This is a genomic window from Burkholderia sp. MSMB2157WGS (assembly GCF_001532755.1).
Classification (GTDB): domain Bacteria; phylum Pseudomonadota; class Gammaproteobacteria; order Burkholderiales; family Burkholderiaceae; genus Burkholderia.
Genome location: NZ_LPJG01000010.1, coordinates 1 through 26,002 on the forward strand (window position 1 = coordinate 1; position 26,002 = coordinate 26,002).

The window sequence follows — 26,002 nt, forward strand, 5'->3', positions numbered from 1 at the left end:
ATCAGGCCGGCGATGATGCGCAGCAGCGTCGACTTGCCCGAGCCCGATCGGCCGAGCAGGCCGACGATCTCGCCTTCGCGCAGCGACAGGTTCGCGTCGTCGAGCACGAGCAGTTCGCCCTGCGTCTTGTTGAAGCCGCGGCAGACGTGATCGACGCGCAGGATCTCTTCACCGAGGCGCGGCGGCTGGGACGTCTGGACGGGGGCGTTTACAGCATTCGGATTGTGCATCGCGTTTCGCTCTCAATCGGTCTCAGTCGAGCCGCAGCTTCGCTTCGGCGAAGGCATACAGCGGGCGCCACAGCAGGCGGTTGAACAAGGTGACGAACAGGGACATCACGGCGATGCCCAGGATGATCTTCGGAAAATCGCCGGCGGCGGTGGTCTGCGCGATGTAGGCGCCGAGGCCGTGCGCCTCGATCCGGGTGCTGCCCCACTGCACGGCTTCCGACACGATGCTCGCGTTCCACGCGCCGCCCGATGCGGTGATCGCGCCCGTCACGTAGTACGGGAAGATGCCGGGCAGAATCGCCTGGCGCCACCACTGCCAGCCGCGAATGCGGAAGTTGGTCGCCGCTTCGCGATAGTCGTTCGGGTAGGACGTTGCGCCGGCAATCACGTTGAACAGGATATACCACTGCGTGCCGAGCACGATCAGCGGCGACAGCCAGATATCCGCGTTCAGGTGGAAGCGCGCGATCACGATCACGAACACCGGGAACAGCAGGTTCGCCGGGAACGCGGCGAGGAACTGCGCGAGCGGCTGCAGTTTCTCGGCCAGCTTCGGGCGCAGCCCGACCCACACGCCGATCGGCACCCAGATCACGGACGCGATCGAGATCAGCACGACCACGCGCAGCAGCGTGATGAGCCCGAGCACGAGCACGTGGCCGACCTCGGCCATCGTCACGCCGGTCGCGACGAAACTGACGACGCGCCATACGATATAGGCGGTGCCGATCAGCACGAGCCCCGCCCACGCGATGTCGACCGTGCGCGACGCCTTCTTCTCGACTTTCGGCAACGTGAAGCGCATCGCACCGGACAGCGGCAGGCGCAGCGGGATCCGCGCGGCCTTCGCGAAAAACCAGCCGGCCGGTACGAGCAGCTGATGGATCAGCCGCGTGCGGCGCACGAGGTCGAGCAGCCACGATTGCGGCGCGTCGCCCGACGCGGTGTTCTCCATCCGGAACTTGTCGGCCCACGCGATGAGCGGGCGGAACAGGAACTGGTCATACGCGAGGATCACGACCGTCATCGTCAGGATCACCCAGCCGATCGCGCCGAAGTTCTTGTCCGAGATCGCCTGCGCGAGATACGCGCCGATGCCCGGCAGCGTGATCGTCTGGTTGCCGACCGTGATCGCCTCCGACGCGACGACGAAGAACCAGCCGCCCGACATCGACATCATCATGTTCCAGATCAGGCCCGGCATCGAGAACGGCACTTCGAGCTTCCAGAAGCGCTGCCAGGACGTCAGGTGGAAGCCGCGCGACACTTCGTCCAGATCGCGCGGCACCGTGCGCAGCGACTGGTAGAAGCTGAACGTCATGTTCCATGCCTGGCTCGTGAAGATCGCGAAGATCGCGGCCAGCTCGGCGCCGAGCACGCGGCTCGGAAACAGCGCGAGAAAGAACGTGACCGTAAACGAGATGAAGCCGAGCACCGGCACCGACTGCAGGATGTCGAGGATCGGGATCAGCACCATGCCCGCGCGGCGGCTTTTCGCGGCGAGCGTGCCGTAGACGAGCGTAAACACGAGCGACGCGACCATCGCGGCGAGCATCCGCAGCGTGGTGCGCAGCGCATATTCGGGCAGGTTCGACGGATCGAGCGAGATCTTCTGCGTCTGCAGCACGCCGATCGGCGCCATCGTTTCGTGAAAGCCGACCACCGCCATCGCGATCAGGCAGATGATCAGCGGAAATGCGATGAAGTCCCACCGGTTCGGCAGCACGCGCCACGCGGATGCGTTGGCGGTCCGGTTCGGATTGAAGAATCCGACGTTCATCAGGCGCCCTCCCCGGTAAGGCCGATCGAAGCCGGCAGTCGATGTTGATTCATGGCAAAGCGCACGGGCGCGGTAATTCGATTGACTGGCGATCTCGTGCACGCGCGGCGCGCCGTGCACGCACGCATGCGCAGCCGCGGCCGGTCGAGCCGGGCCGCGACGGCACGACACTACACCAACCTGTATTTCAGGTACAACCGTCCCCGGACGGCGCAGGCAGCGCAGGGATCGTGCCCGGCGCGTGGGCGGATGGCGGGCGCGCGGTACGGAACGGCCTGGCCGCAATCCCGCGGCCGGCACGCAGGCCCGAATTATGCCGCGATCCGGGCCGGCCGTGAACCCGCCACCCGCACGCGGGCACAAACCGTGTCCGGCATCAGCAGCCGGAGACGACGAAGCAGGTATGATCGGGGCTAGCCCCCGGGGGTCGTTTCGGCCGTGTCGCGGCAATGCGCACGCATTTTGTGTCGACAGGCCCCGGGGATCGACCGACGAGCGGGAGGAAGGGAATGGCAGGAAACTTGGTGATCGTCTGTCGCGATCAGGATGCCGATGCGTTCTATGAACTCATGCAGGAGTACGGGTCGTTCCAGACGCGGCTGTCGTCCACGGCGTGGTACCTGAACATGAACGTCGTGCCGGAATCGCTGCAGGAGGAAATCCTGGAGCGTCTCGGCCGGTATACGACCGTCTACATCTTCGAGGCCACCACGGTGACCTACAACACGATAGACAGCAACGCGGCCGAGACGCTCGGCACGCTGTTCGGCGAATGACGCCGCGCGGCGCCTGCCCGGTGGGGCAGGCGCCGCGGCCGCTCATGCGGCCTGTGCGTGACGTTCGTCGTCCTTCGGCACGACCTCGAACGGGAACGTCATCGACACGCGCAGACCGCCTTCGGGGCGATTGCCGATGTCGCACGCGCCCCCGAGCCTGAGCACGAGCCGCTCGACGATCGCAAGCCCGAGCCCGCTGTGGCCGTTCCCGCCGCGCGCGGGATCGAGCCGCACGAACGGCCGCGTGGCGGCCGCGAGGTCGCGCGGCGCGATGCCGCCGCCGCTGTCGCTGACCGAAAGCACGTAGCCGGTCGGCGTGCGCGCCGTCTCGACGAGCACGGGCGGTGCGCCGTACGCATGCGCGTTGTCCAGCAGGTTCGACAGGATCCGGTCGAGCGTCGCCGTCGGCAGCCGGAAGCCGGGATCGGCCTCCAGCCGCGTCTGGACCGTCGGCGCGTTCGGCGCGACCGCGCGGTAGCTGCGCGCGATCCGCTCGCACGCCTGGTCGACCGGCACCGGCTCGCTGCGATCGGCCCCGCCATGTGCAAATACCAGGAACTGGTCGACGATGTGCGACATCGAGTCGACGTCGCGCACGACGCCGTCGCGCAGCCGCGCGTCGTCCATCATTTCCGCCCGCAGGCGCATCCGGGCGAGCGGCGTGCGCAGGTCGTGCGCGACGCCGGCCAGCATCACCGCGCGATCGCTCTCGGCCTGCGACACCTGCTCCACCATCTGGTTGAAGCCACGCGTGAGCTGGCGCAGCTCGCGCGGCCCGCGTTCGCGCAGCGGCGGCACCGGCTGCCCGCGGCCGAAACGCGCGACCGCGCGCGCGAGCGAGCGCAGCGGCTGCTGCAACTGCCAGGCCGCGAACAGCGCGGCGATCACGCCGGCCGAGAAGATCGTACCGAGCCACAGCAGCATCCGGTCGAGCGAGCGCGGCGGCCGCAGCGGCTGCACGGGCACCACGATCCAGTTGCGGTCGGCCGGCTCCTTCACCCACAGCACCGGCGGATGGCCGGGCGTGCCGATCTCGACCTGCGTGCCGGGCGGCATGCGGTCGCTCACGTCGTCGCGGAACCGCTTCAGCGGCGGCGGCAGCCCCGCATCGCCGCCCTTCGGCACGTCGGCGCTGTCCGGCGACACGAGCCGCACGCGCGACGGCAGCGGCTGGTCGGGCGTGCGCGCCACGTGCTGGCGCACCGCATCGACGAGGAACGCCGCCTCCTCGACCGCATAACGCGTCTGCATCTGGTTGCGCTCGAGCCGCATCGCGAAGAACCACGCGAAGTGCGACAGGAGCAGGACGCCGACGACGAGCAGCGCCAGCCGCCCGAACAGCGAATCAATGGGTTTGCGCATGGGCCTCGCCATCGGGCACGAACACGTAGCCGCGCCCGCGGACCGTCTGGATGAAGCGCGGCGTCGACGGATCCGTTTCGAGGATGCGGCGCAGGCGCCACACCTGGACGTCGATGCCGCGGTCGGTGCCGTCGTACTCGGGCCCGTGCAGCAACTCGAGCAGCCGCTCGCGCGTGAGCGTGCGCAGCGCGTGGTTCACGAAGATCTTCAGCAGCGCGAATTCGCTGCTCGACAGCGTGGCCGGCTTGCCGTCGACCGACAGCGTGCGCGCCTGGAAGTCGAGCAGGAAGCGGCCGAACGCGAACGGCTCGCGCTGCTCGGGCGCGGCCGCCGACGGCGTCGCGCGGCGGCGGCGCAACACGGCCTGCACGCGTGCGAGCAGCTCGCGCGGGTTGAACGGCTTGCCGAGGTAGTCGTCCGCGCCGAGCTCGAGCCCGACGATGCGGTCGACGTCGTCCGCCCGCGCGGTCAGCATGATCACGGGGATGTCGTCGCCGGCCGCGCGCAACTGGCGCAGCGCGGTCAGGCCGTCCACGCCCGGCATCATCAGGTCCAGCACGATCAGGTCGGGCCGTTCGCGCTCGAGGCGTTTCTCGAGCGTCGCCGCGTCGTGCAGCACGGACACTTCCATCCCCTGGCGCACGAGATAGTCGCGCAGCAGGTCTCGGAGTTCTTGGTCGTCGTCGACGATGAGGATCTGGGTAGTCATGGCTCGAAGTTTATCGCGCGAGGGCGGAGTGGAAGAACGAAACAAAGGGGCGAAAGGGTTACTGCGGGTTACCGCGCAAGGGAACTGTAATGCACGGTAACCGGGCCGCCACCCCGCGTAACACCCGTCGGGGCCCGGATCGCTAACCTGCGTCTTACCGGATGCGGTACCCGGCTTTCCCGGCACCGCATCGCCGGACCCTTTGGATACAAGGAGTTTCTGAAATGTATAAGAAGACTTCCCGCGTGGCCATCGCGGCCGCCACCGTGCTCGCTCTCGCATTCGGCACCGCGCATGCCGCGCAGCCCAACGACATGCCGCCGCCGGGCGGCCCCGGCATGCACCGGATGCATGACGGCCACGAAGGCGGCCCGTTCGGCGCGATCATGAAACTGCACGATCAGTTGAAGCTCAACGCGTCGCAGGAGCAGCAATGGCAGGCGGCCGTCAACACGATGAAGCAGAACCGTGACGCGATGCGCAAGAGCCACGAGCAGATGCGCGAGCAGTTCAAGGCGCAGCAGAACCAGCCGATCCTCGACCTGAGCGCGATGCATTCGGCACGCCAGCAGGCGGAGGCGCAGAACGCCCAACTGCGCGAGCAGACGTCCGCCGCGTGGCTCACGTTCTACAACGGGCTGAACGACTCGCAGAAGACGATGGTCAGCACGGCGCTCAAGCAGCAGTTCGCGAAGATGGAGCAGCGCCACGAGAAGATGAAGGAGCGCTGGGAGCAGCATCGCGCGGCCGCCAAGAGCGCGTCGGCGCCGGCGCAGTAAGCCGGCGGGCCGCTCCCGCAGCGGCGCGGAAGGGGAACGCAGGCACCTGCCTGCGTTCCCCTTTTCGTTTCAGGCGACGTCGAACAGCAGCACCTCGGCCGCCCGGCCGCGCGCGAACGCCACCGCGTCCACGCCGCCGATCCGCGCGCCGTCGCCGACGGCCAGCGCGCGGCCGTTGACCTCGACCTCGCCGCGCGCCACGTGCACGTAGACGCTGCGCCCGGCCGGCACGTCGAATGCGGTCGTCTCGTCGCCGTCGATCAGCCCCGCGAAGATGCGGGCGTCCGCCCGCATCGACAGCGCGTCGTCGCCGCCGTCGGGCGCCGCGACGAGCCTCAACCGGCCGCGCTTCTCGTCGTCGGCGAAACGCCGTTCCTCGTAGCCGGGCCGCCCGCCCCGCTCGGCCGGCTGCAGCCAGATCTGCAACAGGTGCAGCGGCCGATCGCGCGACGCGTTGGTTTCACTATGCACGAGCCCCGTGCCGGCGCTCATCCGCTGGATGCCGCCGGCACGGACGATCGCGCCGCAGCCGAGGCTGTCGCGGTGCGCGAGCGCGCCGTCCAGCACGTAAGTGACGATCTCCACGTCGCGGCGCGGCTGCATCCCGAACCCGCGCGTCGGCGCGATCAGGTCCTCGCTCAGCACGCACAGCGCGCCGACGGGCGGACGCACCGGCACATGGGCAGGCGCCGAGCGGCACGCGGACGAAAAACTGTGACTCGATTCGAGCCAGCCGTGGCGCGTGTGGCAGCGGTCTTCGGCGCGCAGGATCTGGAACATGGGGTGAACGTTCGGGACGCAGAGTGTCGGTTCGGGTTTACCTCCACTGTAGGGTGGGGTCGAACACGCCACAATCCGTCGCCCGCGCACCGCATCGTTGCATTCGCGCAATCAATTGCCGGAATATCCGCCCCGAATGCCACGATTGCCGCAACAGCCGAATCGAGGAATCGGTCGACCGTGCCGGATTGCCGTTTTCCGGGTATCGCGTTCGGGTAAAATACCGCCCTTTTGGCGTTCGCCGTTCCGGCAGCCGCCAACGCCAGAGCGCCGATCGGCGATTTTTGGCCGTCTAGAATACGCCGCGGCGCCCGGTCCGACCGGCCGCGAGCGCCCCCGGAAAGTCAGCAACAGAAGGATGGAAATGAAGAAGGCCGCCCTGTGCGCCGCCCTCGCCCTCGTGGCGGGCAGCGCCTTCGCGAAGGAGTGGAAGACCGTGCGGATCGGTGTCGATGCCAGTTACCCGCCGTTCGAGTCGACCGCGCCGAGCGGCGAGATCGTCGGTTTCGACGTGGATCTCACCAAGGAAATCTGCAAGCGGATCAACGTGAAATGCGTGTGGGTGGCGCAGGATCTCGACGGGATCATTCCGGCGCTGAAGGCGAAGAAGTACGACGTCATCGTGTCGTCGCTGACCGTCACGGACAAGCGCCGCGAACAGATCGACTTCTCCGACAAGGTGTACGACGCGCCCGCGCGCATGATCGCGAAGACCGGCTCGCCGCTGCTGCCGACGGTCGCGTCGCTGAAAGGCAAACGCGTCGGCGTCGAGCAGGGTTCGACGCAGGAAACCTACGCGAAGGCGTACTGGGAACCGCAGGGCGTGACGATCGTTCCTTACCAGAATCAGGACCAGGTCTATACCGATCTCGGCTCGGGCCGCCTCGACGCGACGCTGCAGGACGAGCTGCAGGCCGATTACGGCTTCCTGCGCACGCCGCGCGGCAAGGGCTTCGCGTTCGCCGGGCCGGAGGTGAAGGATCCGAAGACGATCGGCGACGGCACCGCGATCGGCCTGCGCAAGGAAGATACCGACCTGAAGCGCAAGATCAATCAGGCGCTGGCCGACATGCACAAGGACGGCACGTACGACCGGCTGTCGCACAAGTACTTCTCGTTCAGCGTCTATTCGGCGCCGGCTCGCTGAGCGCCGACGTGAAGCAGCAGCGGATGCGGGGGCGGCCCCGCGTCCGGGCAGTACAGGCAGTCAACCACGCGCCGCCCGCTCCCTTGCCCGCCGCTCGCGCGACGGGCGGGCCCGGCCCCGTTGCCGGGGCGGACGGTCATGATACGCACGGGGCGTTCCGCGCAGCTTGGCGGGCGCGTCTTTCGCGGCGCACTGCGTGCGCCCTCAGGGACCACACCAGGGACCCCATATGTTTCTACAAGGCTACGGCCCGCTGATCCTCGCCGGCACCTGGCAAACCGTCAAACTGGCGGTGCTTTCGCTTGCGCTGTCGTTCCTGCTGGGGCTGCTCGGCGCCGGCGCGAAACTGTCGCGCAATCGCGTGACGAACGGCGTCGGCACCCTCTACACGACGCTGATCCGCGGCGTACCCGATCTCGTGCTGATGCTGCTGCTGTTCTACAGCCTGCAGATCTGGCTGAACATGGCGACCGACGCGCTCGGCTGGGACCAGATCGACATCGATCCGTTCCTCGCCGGCGTGCTCGTGCTCGGCTTCATCTACGGCGCGTACTTCACCGAGACGTTCCGTGGCGCGTTCCTGTCGGTGCCGCGCGGCCAGCTCGAGGCCGGCAGCGCGTACGGGATGACGAACTGGCAGGTGTTCACGCGAATCATGTTCCCGCAGATGATGCGTTTCGCGCTGCCGGGCATCGGCAACAACTGGCAGGTGCTCGTGAAGTCGACCGCGCTCGTGTCGATCATCGGCCTGGCCGACGTCGTGAAGGCGTCGCAGGACGCCGGCAAGGGCACGCTGCGGTTCTTCTTCTTCACGCTGATCGCGGGTGCCGTCTACCTCGCCATCACGACGATTTCGAACTTCGTGCTGATGTGGCTCGAAAAGCGCTACTCGACCGGCGTCCGCAAGGCTGACCTATGATCGAACTCATCCAAGAATACTGGCGCAACTATCTCTACACCGACGGCTATCGCATCACCGGCGTCGCGATCACGCTGTGGCTGCTGGTCGTGTCGATCGGCCTCGGCTTCTGCCTGTCGGTGCCGCTCGCCGTGGCGCGCGTGTCGAAGAAGAAGTGGCTGTCGGGCGCCGTGTGGCTGTACACGTACGTGTTCCGCGGCACGCCGCTCTACGTGCAGCTGCTGCTCTGCTACACGGGCCTCTACAGCCTGCAGGTCGTGCGCGGCACGCCGATGCTCGACGCGTTCTTCCGCGACGGGATGCATTGCACGCTGCTCGCGTTCACGCTGAACACCTGCGCATACACCACCGAAATCTTCGCGGGCGCGATCAAGGCGACGTCGTACGGGGAAATCGAAGCCGCGCGCGCATACGGAATGTCCACGTTCACGATGTACCGCCGCGTGATCCTGCCGTCGGCGCTGCGCCGCGCGCTGCCGCTGTACAGCAACGAAGTGATCCTGATGCTGCACGCGACGACGGTGGCGTTCACCGCGACCGTGCCGGACATCCTGAAGATCGCGCGCGACGTGAACTCGGCGACCTACATGTCGTTCCACGCGTTCGGCATCGCCGCCCTGCTCTACCTCGTGATCTCGTTCACGCTCGTGTGGCTGTTCCGCCAGGCCGAGCGCCGCTGGCTCGCGTATCTGCGCCCGCAAGGCAAGTAAGTTTCCGCAGGAATACTGATGAACTCCCAGAATCAAAAGCTTTTCGTCGACGATCTCCACAAGCGGTACGGCGACAACGAGGTGCTCAAGGGCGTGTCGCTGAAGGCGAACTCGGGCGACGTGATCAGCGTGATCGGCTCGTCCGGTTCCGGCAAGAGCACGATGCTGCGCTGTATCAACTTCCTCGAGCAGCCGAACGCGGGCCGCATCTTCGTCGACGGCGAGGAAGTGCGCACGGCGCTCGACAAGACGGGCGCGCTGCGCGCGGCCGATTCGAAGCAGCTTCAGCGCGTGCGCACCAAGCTGTCGATGGTGTTCCAGCACTTCAACCTCTGGTCGCACATGAACGTGCTCGAGAACGTGATGGAAGCGCCGGTGAACGTGCTCGGCATCCCGAAGAAGGAAGCCGAGGACCGTGCGCGCGAATACCTCGAGAAGGTCGGCCTCGCGCCGCGCGTCGAGAAGCAGTATCCGTCGCATCTGTCCGGCGGCCAACAGCAGCGTGTCGCGATCGCGCGAGCGCTGGCGATGCATCCGGACGTGATGCTGTTCGACGAGCCGACCTCCGCGCTCGATCCGGAACTGGTCGGCGAAGTGCTGAAGGTGATGCAGAAGCTGGCCGAGGAAGGCCGCACGATGATCGTCGTCACGCACGAGATGGGTTTCGCGCGCAACGTGTCGAATCACGTGATGTTCCTGCATCAGGGCCGCGTCGAGGAAGAAGGCGTGCCGGCCGAGGTGTTCGCCAATCCGAAGAGTGAGCGCCTGCGCGGCTTCCTGTCGGGCAGCCTCAAGTAACGCGTCCGTCACGCACGACGCCCGAACGGGCGCCCCGCGGTTCGCCGCGCGGCGCCCGTTTTGCGTTTACGCGGCGCTCACCGGCGCGCCGTCGGCGAACGCGCGCAATTCGTCGCCCGCCAGCCGGTAACGCACCCATTCGCTCTGAGGCGCCGCGCCGACGCGCTCGTAGAAGCGGATCGCCGGCTCGTTCCAGTCGAGCACGCTCCATTCGAAACGCCCGCAGCCCGACTCGACCGCGATCCGCGCGAGCGCCTTCAGCAGCCGCAGCCCCGCGCCGGCGCCGCGAAAACGCGGCGATACGTACAGATCCTCCAGATACAGCCCCTGCCGCGCGAGCCACGTCGAATACGAGAAGAAATACACGGCGAAGCCGGCCGGCTCGCCGTCGACCTCGCAGATCAGCGCACGCGCCGGCGAGCCTTCGCCGAACAGGCTGCGCTCGAGCGATTCCGGCGTCGCGACGACTTCGTGTTGCGCCTTCTCGTAGACGGCCAGTTCGGTGATGAAGCGCAGGATCAGCGGCGCGTCGGCGACGGTGGCGGAACGGATATCGATTTGCACGGTGGGGAGCCCTCCTTCGGCCCGGACGGAAAACGGAATACGGCGCCGGCGCTGTCGCACCTGGCGCCGGTCGGATCGACATGCTACGTTCACGGCACAACTGCAGGAAGTGCAGTCTTTTCATTCCGACCTGAACATGATGCATCCCGACCTGCGCCGCCTCGACCTGAACCTGCTGCTCGTGTTCGACGCGTTGTACCGCCACCGGTCGGTCGCGGCGGCCGCGCATGAACTCGCGCTGAGCCCGTCGGCGTTGAGCCATGCGCTCGCGCGGCTGCGCGACGCGATCGGCGATGCGCTGTTCGTGCGCCTCGGCAACGAGATGCAGCCGACCGTGCGCGCCGACGACATCGCCACGTGGGCCGGCGACGCGCTCGACGCGATGTCGAAGGGGCTCGCCCGCGCGCGCCGCTTCGATCCCGCGCAAAGCGACCGAACGTTCGTGTTCGCTGCGACCGACTACACGGCGTTCGCGGTGCTGCCGGCGTTCCTGGCCCGCATCCAGCACGTCGCGCCGCACCTGCGGATCCGCGTCATCCATTCGGACCGCAAGATTTCCGTCGACGAGCTCGCGGCCGGCCGCATCGACTTCGCGCTCGGCTACCACGAGGAATCGGCGGCCGACGCGCCCGGCATCGAGGATTTCGACTGGTTCTCCGACGACTATGTCGTGATCGCGAGCGCCACGCATCCGGACATCCGTCGGCGGCTGACGCTCGACCAGTATCTGGCGGCCCGCCACGTGGTCGTCACGCCGTGGAACGAAGCGCGCGGCGTCGTCGACCACGTGCTCGACCGGCTCGGTCTCGCGCGGCAGGTGGCCGTGCAGTTGCCGACCGTGCTGGCCGCGCCGTTCGTGATCGCGGAGTCGGCGCTGCTGATGACCGTACCGAACCGCGCCGCGCAGGCGCTGCGCCACGCGGCGCCGATCCGCATCTTCCCGGCGCCGTTCGAGATCCCGCGCTACACGGTGAAGGTCTACTCGCATGCGAAGCACGCGCGCACCGATGCGCATCGCTGGATTCGCGCCCAGTTGCTCGACGCACGACCGCGCCCGGCCTAAGCGCGACGCGTTGCGCGACGGGCATTTCAGACATCGATCGACGACGGCGGCAATCGCCCGAATCATTACGAAATACTTACCAATTTCGCGACTTTCGCGCTTACGCCGGCGCCTCGGCAACGTCAATAGTGGCAATCCTTGACCCATGCCTGCGAAATCCATGTCTGCCTTGCGGGACAAGGGTTTTCCGGCAATCGAGCACCCTTGGCCCCCCTGTTGCGCAGCGTGTTGCATGGCAATTTGGCGACAGCGGTTAGTCAAACAACGATTTCCGTCGCCACAAAATTGTATTTTTGCTAAATTAGTAACCAAAGTAGCAAAACGAAGTTCGTGAAATGTAGTTTAGCTTCACGACACAACAAGGAGACCCCGCAGGCCGACCCGGCTGCGCGGGACCGCTCAACGGTTTTCCGTCTGCTTGCCCGCGTGCCGCGCTTACCGGCCCTGCACGAGGTCTCCCTGGTTATCCCGCTTTTGCCCGGCGCTCGCGCTCCGGGCATCTCGTGCAGTCTGGGTTGACTTTTTGACAGGGTATGGAGGAGATGATGAAGAAAGCTTTGGTCGCGGCCGCGCTGATGGCTGCTGGGGTGGTGACGGCGCACGCGCAGAGCAGCGTCACGCTGTATGGCCGCCTGGATGCAGGCATCGAGTACATGAACGGCCTGCAGAACGGCCACCAAGTGCGCGCGGAAAGCGGCGACTGGGGCACGAGCCTGTGGGGCTTGAAGGGTAGCGAGGACATCGGCGGCGGCAACAAGGTCCTGTTCCACCTCGAAGGCGCGTTCAACACGATGACGGGCGGCTTCAGCGGCTCGATCTGGGATCGTTTCGCGACCGTCGGTATCTCCAACGACCGTTACGGTACGCTGCTGCTGGGTCGCGAACTCGCGATCGCCAACGGCGTGTGGGACTTCGACCCGTTCGGCCAGTCGGCGTGGTCGACGGCCTCGCTGGTACGCGGCCGTAACTGGAACAAGACCAGCAACAACGTGTCGTACCAGTCGCCGTCGCTCTACGGCCTCGACTTCTACGGCCAGTTCTCGTTCTCGAACTCGACCAGCTTCAACGGCAACACGACGGCCGGCCAACCGGGCCGTGCAATGGGCGGTCAGGTCACCTACACGAACTCGCTGTTCCAGTTGCGCGGCATCTACGACGAAACGCGCGACAGCAACGGCCGCTTCTCGGACGTGTTCAACTACTCGCGTGAATACTTCGCGGGCGTGAACGTGTTCCTCGGCCAGTTCAAGGTTCAGGCGGCCTACCAGGCATCGCGCGCCGACGGCAGCGGTGGCCCGGCAGTGAACGCCGGCGTGACGGGTACGCAACAGGTGTGGGGCGGCGTGACGTGGCAAGCAACGCCGGCAGCGGCGCTGATCGCGGCCGTGTATCACGTGAACGCGAACCACGGCGGCGGCAACGCGAACATCTATACGGTCGGCGGCTCGTACAACATCTCGAAGCGCACGCTGTTCGACCTGCAGGTCGCGACGGTGCGTAACAGCTCGACGGCCAACTTCGGTCTGAACGCGAACAACGCCGGCACGGCCGTGTCGACCGGCAACCCGCATCCGGGCGGCAGCCAGACCGGCGTCTACGCCGGCATCCAGCACCTGTTCTGATCAGGCGCCGTCAAAGAACGATTCGACAACACTTTCCACGCTGCTGCGAGAGGCGCGTATCGGTGCGGTACCCAACCGGGTATCCGCACCGTTTTTTCTTGGGCGGCGGGTTCGTGCGACCCGGCGCGCGCTCGGCCGAAGCGGCCGCGCGTGACCGAACGGCGCGAACGCAGCGCTCAGACGGCCGCTTCGTTCTCTTCGCCGGTGCGAATGCGGATCACGCGCTCGACGTCCGACACGAAGATCTTGCCGTCGCCGATCTTGCCGGTACGCGCCGCACCGATCACCGCGTCGATCACCTGATCGACCTGCGCTTCCGCGACGACCACCTCGATCTTCATCTTCGGCAGGAAGTCGACGACGTATTCGGCGCCGCGATACAGCTCGGTATGGCCCTTCTGGCGACCGAAGCCCTTCACTTCCGTCACGGTCAGGCCCGTGAGCCCCACTTCGGCGAGCGCTTCGCGGACTTCGTCCAGCTTGAAAGGCTTGATGATGGCGGTAATGCGTTTCATGGTGGTTGTCCCCCAATGCTCGTTTGGATGAAAAATCGCTTTCTCGATTGTAAGCCGGCGGGCCGCATCCGGCCCAGCGCCGCTCAATCGAGCCGTTCGGTAAAGCGTGACGTGATCGGGTAGCGCCAGTCGCGCCCGAAGGCGCGATGCGTGACGCGGATGCCGATCGGCGCCTGCCGGCGCTTGTATTCGTTGATCTTGATGAGCCGCGTTACGCGCTCGACGTCGGCCCGCGCGTAGCCGACCGCGACGATCTCGGCGAGCGGCCGGTCTTCCTCCATGTACATCCGCATGATCGCGTCGAGCACGTCGTACGGCGGCAGGCTGTCCTGGTCGGTCTGGTTCTCGCGCAGCTCGGCCGACGGCGCGCGCGTCAGGATCCGCTCGGGAATCACGTCGCGCAGCCCGTAATCGGCCGTTGCGTTGCGATAGCGGCACAGCCGGTACACGAGCGTCTTCGCGATGTCCTTGATCACCGCGAACCCGCCGGCCATGTCGCCGTACAGCGTGCAGTAGCCGACCGCCATCTCGCTCTTGTTGCCGGTCGTCAGTACGATCGAGCCGAACTTGTTCGACAGCGCCATCAGCAGCGTGCCGCGGATGCGTGCCTGGATGTTCTCCTCCGTCGCATCTTCCGCGCGGCCCGCGAACTCGCCCGCGAGCGCGGCGCGGAAGGCATCGAACATCGGCGCGATCGCGATCTCGTCGTAGCGCACGCCGACGCGCCGCGCCATCTCCGCGGCGTCCGTCGTCGAGATGTCGGCCGTGAAGCGCGACGGCATCATCACCGCGCGCACGCGCTCGGGCCCGAGCGCATCGCACGCGACGGCCAGCACCAGCGCCGAGTCGACGCCGCCCGACAGCCCGATCAGCACGCCGGGAAAGCCGTTCTTGCCGATGTAGTCGCGCACGCCGGTGACGAGCGCGCGATACACCTGCGCGTCGGTCGACAGCTCGGGCGCGATCGCACCGGGCAGCGGCCGCGCACCGTCGAATTCGACGATCGCGTGCCCCTCGTCGAACTGCGGCATCTTCGCGACGAGCGCACCCTGCGCGTCGAGCACGAACGACCCGCCGTCGAACACGAGTTCGTCCTGGCCGCCGACGAGGTTCACGTACACCATCGGCAGCCCGGTCTCGCGAATCCGCGCGCGCAGGATGTCGATGCGCACCGCTTCCTTGTTCATGTGATACGGCGAGCCGTTCGGGATCAGCAGCACCTGCGCGCCCGCCGCCTTCGCGATCTGCGCGGCCGACGCATGCCACGCGTCCTCGCAGATGATCACGCCGTATTTCACGCCGTTCAGCTCGAACACGAGCGGCTCGGTGTCGGTCGCGAAATAGCGTTTCTCGTCGAACACCTCGGCGTTCGGCAGATCCTGCTTGCGGTAGGTGCCGACGATCTCGCCGCCGACGATCAGCGACACCGCGTTGAAGGTGTCGGTGGGCGGCACGCCGCGCTCGATCGGGCGGTTTGCATTACCATCGACGGCTGACGCGCTGCCCGCACCGCCGCCCGACCCCCGCATCGGATGGCCGACCAGCACCGCGAGCCCGTCGAACGCCTTCAGCGCGTCGGCGAGCGCGTCGAGCGCGGCGGCGGCCGCCGCGTAGAACGCGGGCCGCAGCAGCAGGTCTTCGGGCGGATAGCCGGACAGCACGAGTTCGGGTGCGACCATCAGCTGCGCACCATCGTTGTGCGCGGCACGCGCGGCCGCGACGATGCGCGCGACGTTGCCGGCGAAATCGCCGACGGTGACGTTGATCTGGGCGAGAGCGAGTCGGGTCTTCATGGCGGGATCGGCGCAACCCGGCGGCGCGCCTCGAGCGGCTGACGAAATCGACCCGGGCGCGGGCCATGGCGGCCCGCACCCGGCAACATCCAACGGTACGGATTCACGCTTGAAACACGAACGCATCGATTATCGCACGGGCATCCTGTCGTCCCCCGCCGAGGTGCCAGCCGACGAATGGAACGCGCTGCTCGCGCGCGACGCGCAGCCCACGCCGTTCCTGCGCCACGAATTCCTCGACGCACTGCACGTCGCGCGCTGCGCGGTGGACGACACCGGCTGGTCGCCGCACTTCGTCACGCTGACCGACGCGCGCACCGGCCGCCTCGCGGCGGCCGCCCCCGTCTACGCGAAACAGCATTCGTACGGCGAATACGTGTTCGACTGGGCGTGGGCCGACGCGTACCAGCGCAACGACCTGCCCTATTACCCGAAGCTGCTGTGCGCGGTGCCGTTCACGCCGGTGCAGGGCACGCGGCTGCTCGCGGCCGACGACGACGCGCGCCGCCGGCTCGCGGCCACGCTGCTCGCGTTCGCCGAGCAGAGCGACGTGTCGTCGCTGCACGTGCTGTTTCCGACCGGCGACGAAGCGCGGCTCCTCGAATCGATGGGGATGATGCTGCGCGAAGGCGTGCAGTTCCACTGGCTCAACGACGGCTACCGCCACTTCGACGATTTCCTCGGCACGCTCGAGCAGAAGAAGCGCAAGAACATCCGCGCGGAGCGGCGCAAGGTGCACGACGCGGGTGTGACCTTCCGGCGGCTCACCGGCGATCGAATCGCCGACGCCGACTGGCGCTTCTTCTCGCGCTGCTATCGGCAGACCTACCGCGAGCACTATTCGAGCCCGTACCTGAACCTCGACTTCTTCCGCACGATCGGCGCGACGATGCCCGAGAACCTGCTGCTCGTGATCGCGGAAGCCGACGGCCGGCCAATCGCGAGCGCGCTCGCCGTCTACCGGCGCGGCGAACACGGCGGCGGCACGCTGTACGGCCGCTACTGGGGTGCGATCGAGCACGTGCCCTGCCTGCACTTCGAAACGGCCTACTACCAGTTGCTCGAATTCTGCATCGAGGCCGGGCTCGACACGTTCGAGGGCGGCGCGCAGGGCGAGCACAAGCTCGCACGCGGTTTCCTGCCGACCGTCACGCACTCCGCGCACTGGCTCGCGCATCCGGCTTTTTCCGATGCGGTCGCGCGCTTTCTCGAACGCGAGACCGAGCATATCCACGCGTACGTCGACGAACTGCGCGAGCACGATCCGTTTCGGCGCGGCGCCCGCTAGCGTCATCCCGCGCACCGGCATGCGGCGAAGCCATGCATGGGCTCGCCGCATGCCGCACGGCCGCCGCCGGCTCAGTGCGCGGCGAGCGTCACCGTCTGCGACAGCGCCTGCGGGTCGCGCGACGACGCGGCCGCCGACAGCCCGTAGCTGCCCGCGCCGACCCGCCACGCGTGCGCGCTCGCATCCCACACCGCGAAGCGCTGCGCCGGCACCGCGACGCTGACCGTGCGCGCCTCGCCCGGCTGCAGCGCGACCTTGGTCCAGCCGACGAGCCGCTTCGGCGGCTCGCCGAGCGACGCGGGCAGCGCCGCGTAGATCTGCACCGTATGCGTACCGGCGCGCGCCCCGGCATTCGTCACCGTCACGCCGACCGTCACGTTGCCGGCGGCGTCGGCCTGCGCGGACATCGCCGACAACGCATACGTCGTGTACGACAGCCCGTAGCCGAACGGGAACAGCGGCTCGATCGCCTTCGCGTCGAACCAGCGATAGCCGTACGCGAGCCCTTCCGCATAAACGTTCTGCAGGTTCGACGGATCGATCGTCGGCTGCGGCAGGTCGGCCTCCTGCTTCGGGAACGTCAGCGGCAGCCGGCCCGACGGATTCGCGTCGCCGAACAGCAGGTCGGCGATCGCCTGGCCGCCTTGCGCGCCCGGATACCACACGTCCAGCACGCCATGCACGTTCGCGAGCCACGGCATCAGCACCGGGCTACCGTTCTCGAGCACGACGATCACGCGCCTGGCCTTCGCGGCGACCGCGGCGATCAGCGCGTTCTGGTCGTATTGCTGGTTGTACGGGTCCGCCTTCGCATCGGGCAGCGACAGGCTCGCGAGGTCGAGCCCTTCCGTCTGCCACTGCGTGGCGAACACGATCGCGACATCGGCCTGTGCGGCCGCGCTCGCCGCGGCATTCGCGTCGGTCCCGTCGAGATAGCTGACCGACGCGCTCGGCGCCTTCGCGCGAATCGCCGCGAGCGGCGCGGACTTGTACCAGGTCGCGCAGCCGCCGAACAGCATGCCGGCCGGTTGTTGGCAGGACGTCACCGCATTGCCGTCGATCGCCGGCACCGCCCCCGAGCCGCCGCCCGACAGCACGCCCGCGTCCGCATGGCCGCCAATCACGACGACCGACTTGAGCGCGCCGGCGGCGAGCGGCAGCACCGGCTGCGTGTCGCCCGGCGCGGCCGCGTTCTTCAGCAGCACCGCCGCTTGCCGTGCGATCGCGAGCGCATCGGCATTGCCGGCGGCTTCGTCGATCGCGCCGCCCGGCTTCGGCGGCGCGTCCATCACGCCGATGCGGATCAGCGTGCGCAGCTTGCGCTGCACCATGTCGTTCAGCCGCGCGACCGACACGCCGCCGGCCTGCAGCGCCGCGCGCAGCTTCGAATTGAAGTACGAGCCGAGCGGCGCGTTGCCGTCGTCGGCCGCGCCCGGCTGTTCCTCGTCCAGCCCGGCCTGCACGGCCGCGACCGTCGAGTGCGTCGCGCCCCAGTCGGACTGCACGACGCCCTTGAAACCCCACTCGTTCTTCAGCACCGTCGTCAGCAAATACGGGTTCTCGCACGCATATACGCCGTTCAGCTTGTTGTACGAGCACATCACGTTGCCCGGCTGGCCGTCCTTCACGCCGATCTCGAACGCGAGCAGTTCCGCCTCGCGCATGGTTCGCTCGTCGACGACCGAATCGACCGTCATCCGGTTGGTTTCCTGGTCGTTGAACGCGAAATGCTTGATCGTCGCGACCACCTTCTGCGCCTGCGTGGCCTGCGTGCGCGCGGCGCTCAGCGTGCCCGCGAGCACCGGGTCCTCGCCCATGTATTCGAAGGTGCGGCCGTTGCGCGGCTCGCGCGCGAGGTTCACGCCCCCGCCGAGCCCCTCCGCGAAACCGAGCGCACGCAGCTCGAGCGCGATGCGCGTGCCGTAGGCGCCCGCGAGCGCCGGGTCCCACGTCGCCGCAAGCGCGACCGGCGCGGGAAGCGCGGTGACGCGTGCGTTCTTCACGTTCACGCCGCCCGCCGAATCGGCGCTGCTGACCGCCGGAATGCCGAGCCGCGGCACGCCCGGGATATAGCTCGCGCCGTTCAGCGCATCGGCCGGAAACGGGCCGCCCAGGCCGAGCGCCGGCATGCCGGTGCCATGCACGAGCTGCAGCTTTTCGTCGGTCGTCAGTTGCGCGACGAGGGCCGCCGCGCGCTGGTCGGCTGCCGCGTCGGGGTCGGTCGGGGCATGAATGTCGTCGCCGCCGCACGATGCGAGCAACACCGTGAGCGCGCATGCGCACGCAATCGTCGAATACCGGAACAGCGAAGTTTTCATTGATCCTCCAGAATCGTTCTGTTAGTACTTGTCGTCTCACTCCAGCGTCCAAGTCTAAAAATCGATCGGTCACCACGCTTGACCGGCAGGAGCATGCGTTGACCTCTCGCAGCGGGGACAAACCCGAACGGCATGACGACAGGGAGACAGACATGGAGTTGCAACAGAAATCGGTATCCGTCCGGATCTACCGCTGGCTGTGCGAAGACGCGCGTGCGAACGGCATCGATCCCGCACCGCTTTACGAAACGCTCGGCATCGGGCCGGCCGAGCTCGCCGACGACACGCGCCGCATCGCGGGCGACCGGCACGTGGCCGCGATGCAACTGACGAGCGGCTGGCCGTTGTCGTGGCATCGCCCGCCGCCGCAGGTCGTGCCGTGGCTCGTGCCGTTTCCCGAACTCGCGGGCATCACGTGCAATGCCGCGACGCTGCGCGACGCGCTGCACGGCTACCTGCACTATCGCGAGCTGATCGGCAACGTCGACTGGGTGTTCGCGCACGAGAACGGCGACGCGATCGCGCTCGAGTACGTGAACGAAGGCGACGGCCGGCACGCGGGCAGCGCGTTCGCGAATCTCGCGATCCTCGCGGCGCTCGCGCGCCTGTACGATCCGCACGTGCACGTCGACGACGCCGCATTCGCCGGCCGCGCATTCGCGCCCGTTGCCGCGCTGCGCGACATGCTCGGCGCGCCGGTGTCGTTCGATGCCGCGCACAACCGCATCGTGCTGCGCTCCGCGCGCTTCGACACGCCGTTCGAGCGCTACAACGCGCCGCTCGCCGGCATCCAGCGTCATGCGGCCGACGCCGCACGCGAGCGCGTGCGCGCACGTTCGACGTTCGGCGCGTCGGTCGAGCAATGCGTGCGCGACTGGCTGCGCACGTCCGACGACACCGACGTGCCGACCGATACGCTGATGCAGCACGTATGCACGCGCTTCGCGATGTCGCGCTGGACGTTGCGCCGGCGCCTGCATCGCGAAGCGGTCGGTTTCCACGCGCTCGTCGCGCAGGCGCGGCTCGGCGAGGCACGCGACCTGCTGCTCAACACGCGGTTGCCGATCGGCGAGATCGGCGTGCGCGTCGGCTTCCGTTCGACGAGCGCGTTCACGCGCTTCTTCACGCGCGAACTCGGTGCGGCGCCGAGCCGCTTTCGCGACGGGCATGGCGACCGGTGGCGTTGACGCGCATTTTTTCTGAGACACTGGCGGCTTCGCATCCCGCCGCCCTGCCATGTCCTGGTTTCTGTATCTGATCGAATGCGCCGACGACAGCGTCTACACGGGCATCACGACCGATGTCGCCGCGCGCTTCGACGAACACGCGTCCGGCAAGGGCGCGCGCTACACGCGCTCGCGCAAGCCGCGCGCGGTGCTCGCGTCGTTTCCGCTGCCCGACCGGTCGAGCGCGTCGCGCGCCGAATACTGGGTGAAGCGGCTCACGCCCGCGAAAAAGCGCGAGCTGGCGGCCGGTTTGCGGACGCTGGAATCGGTGTTGCCGGCGGCGATCACGCTCGACGAAAGCGGCGACACGGCCGGGACGAACGCGATGGCGCGCGGGCGGAAGAAAAGGAAGGCGGAAAACGTCGACGATGCGCAGAAGACGGCCGCAACGGAGGCGGCCACCGCGAAAAGGGCGAAAACCGGGAAACGTGCCGGATCCGCAACGGCCGCGAAGCCTGCGAAGGGCAAACCAGCGTCGAAGTCGACGAAGGCAAATAAAGCCGCGCCGGACGCGAAACATGCAAAAACCGACGGTGATGCCGCCGCAAAAAAGACCGCGTCGCGTGGCACACCGGTAAAAAAGGCACGCTCGCCCTCCTCCACGCAGTCGAAAAGAAGGGCCCCGGCTGCCGCCGCAGCGGCCGCGAACGTACGCGAAGACGCCGCTTCCGCACCGGGCCGGCGCCGACCGGCGGCCACGAAAGCCGCCGCGGCGATCGCTCCGGCCGTTGCCCCGCCCCGCGCGAAACGCGCGAAGCCGGCACCGGCCACCCCACTGCCGCCCGTCTCCCCGTCCACCCGCAGGAAAACCGTGCGCGCAAAACAAAACCGCGCGGTCTCCTGAAGAGACACGCGCGGTTCGTTCCGTACGCGCCGGCCGTCGGCCGGCACGCCGCTTACTTCTTGTAGTTCGCGGCGCCGTCGGTGATTTCCTTGTGCGCGGCTTCGATGCCGGCCCAGCCTTCGACCTTCACCCACTTGCCCTTCTCGAGCGCCTTGTATTGCTCAAAGAAGTGCTTGATCTGGTCCTTCAGGTACTCGGGCACGTCGTCGATCGTCTTCAGGTTCGCCGTCATCGGGCAGATCTTGTCGTGCGGCACTGCGATCAGCTTCGCGTCGACGCCCGATTCGTCCGTCATCTGCAGCATGCCGAGCACGCGCGAACGCACGATCGAGCCGGCCAGCAGCGGGAACGGCGTGATCACCAGCACGTCGACCGGATCGCCGTCGCCCGACAGCGTCTGCGGGATGTAGCCGTAGTTCACCGGGTAGCGCATGCCCGTGCCGATGAAGCGGTCGACGACGAGAAGGCCCAGTTCCTTGTCCGCCTCGTACTTCACCGGATCGCTTTGCGCGGGAATCTCGATGATCACGTTGAAATCTTGCGGCAGGTCCTTGCCGGCCGGAACATGATTGAAGCTCATGAGCACTCTCTGTAGGTCGATGGGAATTCGGGACAGGGCGCCTCGGCCGATGCATCGCCGCAGGCGTCCCCCAAAAGGAATGCGCCATTATAGCCAATCGACCGGTGGCGTCCGGATGACGATCGGCGCGATAATCGTTCCGGATGTCCGGCCGTCGAACCGGCGGCGGCGTTGCACGTCGACCGCAAAGCACGGGATCCGGGCAAGCGCCAACGCGCCAGCTTGGGTCGACCGCGATGCATGGGACCCAAGCAAGCGCTAAAGCGCTAACTTGGGTCGACCGCGTTGCATGGGACCCAAGTAAGCGCTAAAGCGCTAACTTGGGTCGACAGGAGCAGGCATGGAAGAGGCGAAGCACTTCATCGCGGGCGAATGGACGTTGCCCGCGCAACTGGAAACCATCGCGGTCGTCGATCCGTCCGACGGCCAGCCGTTCGCGACGATCGCGCGCGGCACGGCGCCCGACGTCGAACGCGCGGTCGCCGCGGCCCGCGACGCCTTCGCAGGCCCGTGGGGCGCCGCGAGCGCCGCCGAACGCGGCCGCGTACTGATGCGGCTGTCGGCTCGCGTGGCCGACCATCTCGAGGAACTCGCCGCGATCGAGGCGCGCGACACCGGCAAGCCGCTCAAGCAGGCGCGCGCCGATGCAGCCGCGCTCGCGCGCTACTTCGAGTTCTACGCGGGCGCCGCCGACAAGCTGCACGGCGAAACCCTCCCCTATCAGGCCGGCTACACGGTGCTGACGGTGCGCGAGCCGCACGGCGTCACGGGCCATATCGTGCCGTGGAACTACCCGATGCAGATCTTCGGGCGCAGCGTCGGCGCGGCGCTCGCGGCCGGCAACGCCTGCGTGGTCAAGCCGGCCGAGGACGCGTGCCTGTCCGTGCTGCGCGTCGCCGAACTGGCCGCCGAAGCCGGACTGCCGGCCGGCGCGCTCAACGTCGTCACCGGCTACGGCCATGAAGCGGGCGCCGCGCTCGCCCGCCATCCGGGCATCGACCACATCTCGTTTACGGGGTCCCCGGCCACCGGCAAGCTGGTCACGCAGATGGCGGCCGAGAATCACGTGCCGGTCACACTCGAACTCGGCGGCAAGTCGCCGCAGATCGTGTTCGCCGATGCCGATCTCGACGCGGCGCTGCCCGTACTCGTGTCCGCGATCGTGCAGAACGGCGGGCAGACCTGCTCGGCCGGCAGCCGCGTGCTGATCGAGCGCGCGGTATACGAGCCGCTCGTCGAGCGCCTCGCCACCGCGTTCAACGGGCTGCGCGTCGGCCCGAGCCGCGCCGATCTCGACTGCGGCCCGCTGATCAACGCGAAGCAGCAGCAACGCGTGTGGGATTTCCTGTCCGACGCGCAGCACGACGGCATTCCGATGGCCGCGCACGGGCAGGTCGTCGCCGACGCGCCCGAAAGCGGCTTCTACCAGGCGCCCGCGCTGTTGCGCGACGTGCCGCCGGCGCATCGGCTCGCGCAGGAGGAAGTGTTCGGCCCCGTGCTCGCGGCGATGCGTTTCGTCGACGAGGACGAAGCCGTCGCGCTCGCGAACGGCACGCCGTACGGCCTCGTCGCGGGCATCTGGACACGCGACGGCGCACGCCAGATGCGGCTCGCGCGGCGCCTGCGCGCGGGCCAGGTGTTCATCAACAACTATGGCGCGGGCGGCGGCGTCGAGCTGCCGTTCGGCGGCGTCGGCCATTCGGGCCACGGCCGCGAGAAAGGCTTCGAGGCGCTTTACGGCTTCACCGCGCTCAAGACGATCGCGATCCGGCACGGCTGAACGCACGGCGCGCGACAGTCGGCAGGCAACGCCCGGGCGCCTGCCGACGCACGACGACTCTCATGACCGGCACAGCCGTGATTCGAACTCAATGGCTCGCATGAGACACACGCTGTGCCATGGCCGCCAACCGGTCAGGCAGCCCGCCTCACGGCGGGCCACAACTGAAGTTCGAAGCAAATCGAAGATATGAGGAGACACACCATGCGGTTGAGCGGCAAGACGGCCATCGTCACGGGCGGCGGCTCGGGGTTCGGCGAAGGCATCGCGAAGACGTATGCGCGCGAAGGCGCGAACGTCGTCGTCAACGACCTGAACGGCGCGGCGGCCGAGCGCGTCGCGAGCGAGATCGCGCTCGCGGGCGGCAAGGCGATCGCGGTGGCCGGCGACGTATCGAAAGAGGACGACTGGCGCGCGCTGCTGCAGGCGGCGCTCGACGATTTCCATGCGGTGCAGATCGTCGTGAACAACGCCGGCACCACGCACCGCAACAAGCCCGTGCTCGACGTGACGGAAGCCGAATTCGACCGCGTGTACGCGGTCAACATGAAGAGCCTGTTCTGGTGCGTGCAGACCTTCGTGCCGTACTTCCGCGCACAGGGCGGCGGCGTGTTCGTGAACGTCGCGTCGACGGCCGGCGTGCGGCCGCGCCCGGGCCTCGTCTGGTACAACAGCACGAAGGGCGCGATGATCACCGCGAGCAAGTCGCTCGCGGCCGAGCTCGGCGCCGACCGCATCCGCGTGAACTGCATCAACCCGGTACTCGGCGAAACCGCGTTGATGACCGAGTTCATGGGCTGCGAGGACACCCCGGAAAATCGCCGCCGCTTCCTCGCGACGATCCCGCTCGGCCGCTTCTCGACGCCGCAGGACATCGCGAACGCCGCGCTGTACCTCGCGTCCGACGAGGCCGAATTCATCACCGGCGTCTGCCTCGAAGTCGACGGCGGGCGCTGCATCTAGCCGTACCGGGCATCACGATCATTCTCTTGCTTCGCACGAAACCGGCTCGGACGCACCGCTGCGTCTGCTCCGGCCAACGACAACGACAGTGGCGCACGGGATCCGGACAATCGCTCGAGCGCCCACCCTGATCGACAGGAGACAACATGGCAACATCGACGCAGTCGCTGCCGGGCTCGTCCGGCGCATTCGAGGAAGCAACCTACCGCAAGGTGTCGTGGCGACTCGTGCCGCTCCTGCTGCTGTGCTACGTGGTCGCGTATCTCGACCGCGTGAACGTCGGGTTCGCGAAGCTGCAGATGGCGAGCGACCTGAACCTGAGCGATACCGTGTACGGGCTCGGCGCCGGGATCTTCTTCTTCGGCTATTTCCTGTTCGAGGTGCCGAGCAACATCATCCTGCACCGCGTGGGCGCACGCGTCTGGATCGCCCGCATCATGGCGACGTGGGGCGTGATCTCGATCCTGACGATGTTCGTCACGACACCCGCGATGTTCTACGTGATGCGCTTTCTGCTCGGCGTCGCCGAAGCGGGCTTCTTTCCCGGCGTGATCCTCTACCTCACCTACTGGTATCCCGCGCACCGGCGCGGCCGGATGACGACGTTCTTCATGACGGCCGTCGCGCTGTCCGGCGTGATCGGCGGGCCGATCTCGGGCTTCATCCTGAAGGCGTTCGACGGCGTGAGCGGCTGGCACGGCTGGCAATGGCTGTTCCTGCTCGAAGGCATTCCGTCGGTGCTCGCCGGCGTGCTCGTGTTCTTCACGCTCGACGAGCGGATCGCGAAGGCGACCTGGCTGACCGATGAAGAAAAGGCGCTGCTCGCCCGCAACGTCGACGCCGAGGAAGCCACCAAGGAAGACCTGCCGCTCGGCGCGGTGATGTCGAGCCCGCGCGTGTGGCTGATGGCGCTGATCTACTTCTCGTTCGTGATGGGGCTCTACGGCGTCGGCTTCTGGCTGCCGACGATCATCAAGGCGACGGGCGTGACCGATACGATCGTGATCGGCCTGCTGTCGGCGATTCCGTATGCGGCCGCGGTGGTCGCGATGATCCTGATCGCGCGCAGCGCGGACAAGCGCCGCGAACGCCGCTGGCACCTCGCGATTCCGGCCGCGATCGGCGCGCTCGGCCTCGTGCTGTCGGTGATCTGGGCGCACCAGACTGCGCTCGCGATGCTCGGCCTCACGCTCGCGACGATCGGCATCCTGACGACGCTGCCGCTGTTCTGGAGCCTGCCGACCGCGTTCCTCGGCGGCACGGCCGCCGCGGCCGGCATCGCGATGATCAACTCGATCGGCAACCTCGCCGGCTTCCTGAGCCCGTACCTGATGGGCTGGCTCAAGCAGGCGACGGGCGCCAACGATGCGGGCATGTACATGCTGGCCGGGTTCCTCGTGCTCGGCGGGCTGCTCGCGCTGTCGGTGCCGAAGCGGCTCGTCGACAAGTGACGCGC

The 26,002-nt window shown here is 67.7% G+C and carries 24 protein-coding genes; 14 read left to right on the top strand and 10 right to left on the bottom strand.

All coding sequences use genetic code 11. The annotated features are described in order from the left end of the window. On the bottom strand, positions 1–230 hold a 230-nt coding region (locus WT53_RS03620), incomplete at its 3' end, for an ATP-binding cassette domain-containing protein (protein ID WP_156447854.1). A 22-nt stretch (positions 231–252) separates the two neighbouring features. Beyond that, positions 253–2,010 (bottom strand): ABC transporter permease subunit, encoded by a 1,758-nt coding sequence (locus WT53_RS03625; protein WP_059504874.1) that lies wholly within the window; start codon positions 2,008–2,010, stop codon positions 253–255. A gap of 509 nt (positions 2,011–2,519) precedes the next feature. Between WT53_RS03625 and WT53_RS03630 the strand changes: the two genes are divergently transcribed. After that, entirely contained in the window at positions 2,520–2,786 is a 267-nt protein-coding gene (locus WT53_RS03630; RefSeq protein WP_011545926.1) for a hypothetical protein, read from the top strand. 42 nt (positions 2,787–2,828) lie between these two features. Here the strand turns inward: WT53_RS03630 and WT53_RS03635 are convergent, their stop codons facing one another. Further along, positions 2,829–4,148 carry an ATP-binding protein gene (locus WT53_RS03635; protein WP_059504872.1) on the bottom strand — a complete coding sequence of 440 codons (1,320 nt, stop codon included), beginning with the start codon at positions 4,146–4,148 and terminating at the stop codon, positions 2,829–2,831. Continuing rightward, a complete protein-coding gene (locus tag WT53_RS03640) occupies positions 4,132–4,857 on the bottom strand; it encodes a response regulator (protein WP_006493394.1) in 726 nt (241 codons plus the stop codon). Before WT53_RS03640 ends, WT53_RS03635 begins: the two co-directional genes overlap by 17 nt. Before the next feature lie 224 nt (positions 4,858–5,081). On the opposite strand from WT53_RS03640, the gene WT53_RS03645 reads away from it, so the two are divergent. Continuing rightward, positions 5,082–5,636: a periplasmic heavy metal sensor gene (locus WT53_RS03645; protein WP_059782332.1), complete on the top strand. Its 555-nt coding sequence runs from the start codon at positions 5,082–5,084 to the stop codon at positions 5,634–5,636. Between the two features lie 69 nt (positions 5,637–5,705). Here the strand turns inward: WT53_RS03645 and WT53_RS03650 are convergent, their stop codons facing one another. Beyond that, positions 5,706–6,416, bottom strand: coding sequence for a pirin family protein (locus WT53_RS03650; RefSeq protein WP_060258539.1), 711 nt, complete (start codon positions 6,414–6,416; stop codon positions 5,706–5,708). 364 nt (positions 6,417–6,780) lie between these two features. Between WT53_RS03650 and WT53_RS03655 the strand changes: the two genes are divergently transcribed. The 4 genes from WT53_RS03655 (at position 6,781) to WT53_RS03670 (ending at position 9,990) form a co-directional block, all read left to right on the top strand. After that, positions 6,781–7,563 carry an ABC transporter substrate-binding protein gene (locus WT53_RS03655; RefSeq protein ID WP_034208095.1) on the top strand — a complete coding sequence of 261 codons (783 nt, stop codon included), beginning with the start codon at positions 6,781–6,783 and terminating at the stop codon, positions 7,561–7,563. 229 nt (positions 7,564–7,792) lie between these two features. After that, entirely contained in the window at positions 7,793–8,482 is a 690-nt protein-coding gene (locus WT53_RS03660) for an ABC transporter permease (protein ID WP_034208096.1), read from the top strand. Further along, complete coding sequence (locus WT53_RS03665) at positions 8,479–9,192, top strand: ABC transporter permease (RefSeq protein WP_034208097.1); 714 nt, start codon at positions 8,479–8,481, stop codon at positions 9,190–9,192. The genes WT53_RS03660 and WT53_RS03665 overlap by 4 nt, the downstream gene beginning before the upstream one ends. A gap of 18 nt (positions 9,193–9,210) precedes the next feature. Then, entirely contained in the window at positions 9,211–9,990 is a 780-nt protein-coding gene (locus tag WT53_RS03670) for an ABC transporter ATP-binding protein (RefSeq protein WP_034208098.1), read from the top strand. Positions 9,991–10,056: 66 nt separating this feature from the next. Here WT53_RS03670 and WT53_RS03675 read toward each other — a convergent pair whose 3' ends face one another. Beyond that, on the bottom strand, positions 10,057–10,554 hold the full coding sequence (locus WT53_RS03675) for a GNAT family N-acetyltransferase (protein WP_034208099.1): 498 nt from the start codon (positions 10,552–10,554) through the stop codon (positions 10,057–10,059). Positions 10,555–10,690: 136 nt separating this feature from the next. Here WT53_RS03675 and WT53_RS03680 point away from each other — a divergent pair, with 136 nt between their 5' ends. Next, entirely contained in the window at positions 10,691–11,617 is a 927-nt protein-coding gene (locus WT53_RS03680) for a LysR family transcriptional regulator (protein WP_034208100.1), read from the top strand. A 542-nt stretch (positions 11,618–12,159) separates the two neighbouring features. Beyond that, the gene (locus WT53_RS03685) at positions 12,160–13,239 is read left to right on the top strand and encodes a porin (RefSeq protein WP_034208101.1); all 1,080 of its coding nucleotides are present in this window, start codon (positions 12,160–12,162) and stop codon (positions 13,237–13,239) included. A 176-nt stretch (positions 13,240–13,415) separates the two neighbouring features. Here the strand turns inward: WT53_RS03685 and WT53_RS03690 are convergent, their stop codons facing one another. Together WT53_RS03690 and WT53_RS03695 are read right to left on the bottom strand one after the other, a co-directional pair. Beyond that, entirely contained in the window at positions 13,416–13,754 is a 339-nt protein-coding gene (locus WT53_RS03690; RefSeq protein ID WP_006398637.1) for a P-II family nitrogen regulator, read from the bottom strand. A gap of 83 nt (positions 13,755–13,837) precedes the next feature. After that, the gene (locus WT53_RS03695; RefSeq protein WP_034208102.1) at positions 13,838–15,547 is read right to left on the bottom strand and encodes an NAD+ synthase; all 1,710 of its coding nucleotides are present in this window, start codon (positions 15,545–15,547) and stop codon (positions 13,838–13,840) included. 109 nt (positions 15,548–15,656) lie between these two features. Here WT53_RS03695 and WT53_RS03700 point away from each other — a divergent pair, with 109 nt between their 5' ends. Continuing rightward, positions 15,657–16,835 (top strand): GNAT family N-acetyltransferase, encoded by a 1,179-nt coding sequence (locus WT53_RS03700; protein WP_034208103.1) that lies wholly within the window; start codon positions 15,657–15,659, stop codon positions 16,833–16,835. Positions 16,836–16,906: 71 nt separating this feature from the next. Here the strand turns inward: WT53_RS03700 and WT53_RS03705 are convergent, their stop codons facing one another. Further along, a complete protein-coding gene (locus WT53_RS03705; RefSeq protein WP_034208104.1) occupies positions 16,907–19,153 on the bottom strand; it encodes a glycoside hydrolase family 3 C-terminal domain-containing protein in 2,247 nt (748 codons plus the stop codon). A 152-nt stretch (positions 19,154–19,305) separates the two neighbouring features. On the opposite strand from WT53_RS03705, the gene WT53_RS03710 reads away from it, so the two are divergent. After that, positions 19,306–20,340, top strand: a complete 1,035-nt coding sequence (locus tag WT53_RS03710) for an AraC family transcriptional regulator (RefSeq protein WP_034208105.1) — start codon at positions 19,306–19,308, stop codon at positions 20,338–20,340. A 49-nt stretch (positions 20,341–20,389) separates the two neighbouring features. Further along, positions 20,390–21,223: a GIY-YIG nuclease family protein gene (locus tag WT53_RS03715; RefSeq protein ID WP_034208106.1), complete on the top strand. Its 834-nt coding sequence runs from the start codon at positions 20,390–20,392 to the stop codon at positions 21,221–21,223. Between the two features lie 52 nt (positions 21,224–21,275). On the opposite strand, the gene ppa is transcribed toward WT53_RS03715, so the two are convergent. Next, positions 21,276–21,803 (bottom strand): inorganic diphosphatase, encoded by a 528-nt coding sequence (gene ppa, locus WT53_RS03720; protein WP_034208107.1) that lies wholly within the window; start codon positions 21,801–21,803, stop codon positions 21,276–21,278. 340 nt (positions 21,804–22,143) lie between these two features. Here ppa and WT53_RS03725 point away from each other — a divergent pair, with 340 nt between their 5' ends. The 3 genes from WT53_RS03725 (at position 22,144) to WT53_RS03735 (ending at position 25,997) form a co-directional block, all read left to right on the top strand. After that, positions 22,144–23,583, top strand: coding sequence for an aldehyde dehydrogenase family protein (locus tag WT53_RS03725; RefSeq protein ID WP_034208108.1), 1,440 nt, complete (start codon positions 22,144–22,146; stop codon positions 23,581–23,583). 204 nt (positions 23,584–23,787) lie between these two features. Next, the gene (locus WT53_RS03730; protein ID WP_034208109.1) at positions 23,788–24,546 is read left to right on the top strand and encodes an SDR family oxidoreductase; all 759 of its coding nucleotides are present in this window, start codon (positions 23,788–23,790) and stop codon (positions 24,544–24,546) included. A gap of 146 nt (positions 24,547–24,692) precedes the next feature. Further along, entirely contained in the window at positions 24,693–25,997 is a 1,305-nt protein-coding gene (locus tag WT53_RS03735; protein WP_034208110.1) for an MFS transporter, read from the top strand. Positions 25,998–26,002: the final 5 nt, after the last annotated feature.

Excerpts from the sequence above, each read along its gene's own strand:
- WT53_RS03625 (WP_059504874.1), bottom strand. The coding sequence starts at position 2,010 with ATGAACGTCGGATTCTTCAATCCGAACCGGACCGCCAACGCATCCGCG.
- WT53_RS03630 (WP_011545926.1), top strand. The coding sequence starts at position 2,520 with ATGGCAGGAAACTTGGTGATCGTCTGTCGCGATCAGGATGCCGATGCG.
- WT53_RS03635 (WP_059504872.1), bottom strand. The coding sequence starts at position 4,148 with ATGCGCAAACCCATTGATTCGCTGTTCGGGCGGCTGGCGCTGCTCGTC.
- WT53_RS03640 (WP_006493394.1), bottom strand. The coding sequence starts at position 4,857 with ATGACTACCCAGATCCTCATCGTCGACGACGACCAAGAACTCCGAGAC.
- WT53_RS03645 (WP_059782332.1), top strand. The coding sequence starts at position 5,082 with ATGTATAAGAAGACTTCCCGCGTGGCCATCGCGGCCGCCACCGTGCTC.
- WT53_RS03650 (WP_060258539.1), bottom strand. The coding sequence starts at position 6,416 with ATGTTCCAGATCCTGCGCGCCGAAGACCGCTGCCACACGCGCCACGGC.
- WT53_RS03655 (WP_034208095.1), top strand. The coding sequence starts at position 6,781 with ATGAAGAAGGCCGCCCTGTGCGCCGCCCTCGCCCTCGTGGCGGGCAGC.
- WT53_RS03660 (WP_034208096.1), top strand. The coding sequence starts at position 7,793 with ATGTTTCTACAAGGCTACGGCCCGCTGATCCTCGCCGGCACCTGGCAA.
- WT53_RS03665 (WP_034208097.1), top strand. The coding sequence starts at position 8,479 with ATGATCGAACTCATCCAAGAATACTGGCGCAACTATCTCTACACCGAC.
- WT53_RS03670 (WP_034208098.1), top strand. The coding sequence starts at position 9,211 with ATGAACTCCCAGAATCAAAAGCTTTTCGTCGACGATCTCCACAAGCGG.
- WT53_RS03680 (WP_034208100.1), top strand. The coding sequence starts at position 10,691 with ATGATGCATCCCGACCTGCGCCGCCTCGACCTGAACCTGCTGCTCGTG.
- WT53_RS03685 (WP_034208101.1), top strand. The coding sequence starts at position 12,160 with ATGATGAAGAAAGCTTTGGTCGCGGCCGCGCTGATGGCTGCTGGGGTG.
- WT53_RS03690 (WP_006398637.1), bottom strand. The coding sequence starts at position 13,754 with ATGAAACGCATTACCGCCATCATCAAGCCTTTCAAGCTGGACGAAGTC.
- WT53_RS03695 (WP_034208102.1), bottom strand. The coding sequence starts at position 15,547 with ATGAAGACCCGACTCGCTCTCGCCCAGATCAACGTCACCGTCGGCGAT.
- WT53_RS03705 (WP_034208104.1), bottom strand. The coding sequence starts at position 19,153 with ATGAAAACTTCGCTGTTCCGGTATTCGACGATTGCGTGCGCATGCGCG.
- WT53_RS03710 (WP_034208105.1), top strand. The coding sequence starts at position 19,306 with ATGGAGTTGCAACAGAAATCGGTATCCGTCCGGATCTACCGCTGGCTG.
- WT53_RS03715 (WP_034208106.1), top strand. The coding sequence starts at position 20,390 with ATGTCCTGGTTTCTGTATCTGATCGAATGCGCCGACGACAGCGTCTAC.
- ppa (WP_034208107.1), bottom strand. The coding sequence starts at position 21,803 with ATGAGCTTCAATCATGTTCCGGCCGGCAAGGACCTGCCGCAAGATTTC.
- WT53_RS03725 (WP_034208108.1), top strand. The coding sequence starts at position 22,144 with ATGGAAGAGGCGAAGCACTTCATCGCGGGCGAATGGACGTTGCCCGCG.
- WT53_RS03730 (WP_034208109.1), top strand. The coding sequence starts at position 23,788 with ATGCGGTTGAGCGGCAAGACGGCCATCGTCACGGGCGGCGGCTCGGGG.
- WT53_RS03735 (WP_034208110.1), top strand. The coding sequence starts at position 24,693 with ATGGCAACATCGACGCAGTCGCTGCCGGGCTCGTCCGGCGCATTCGAG.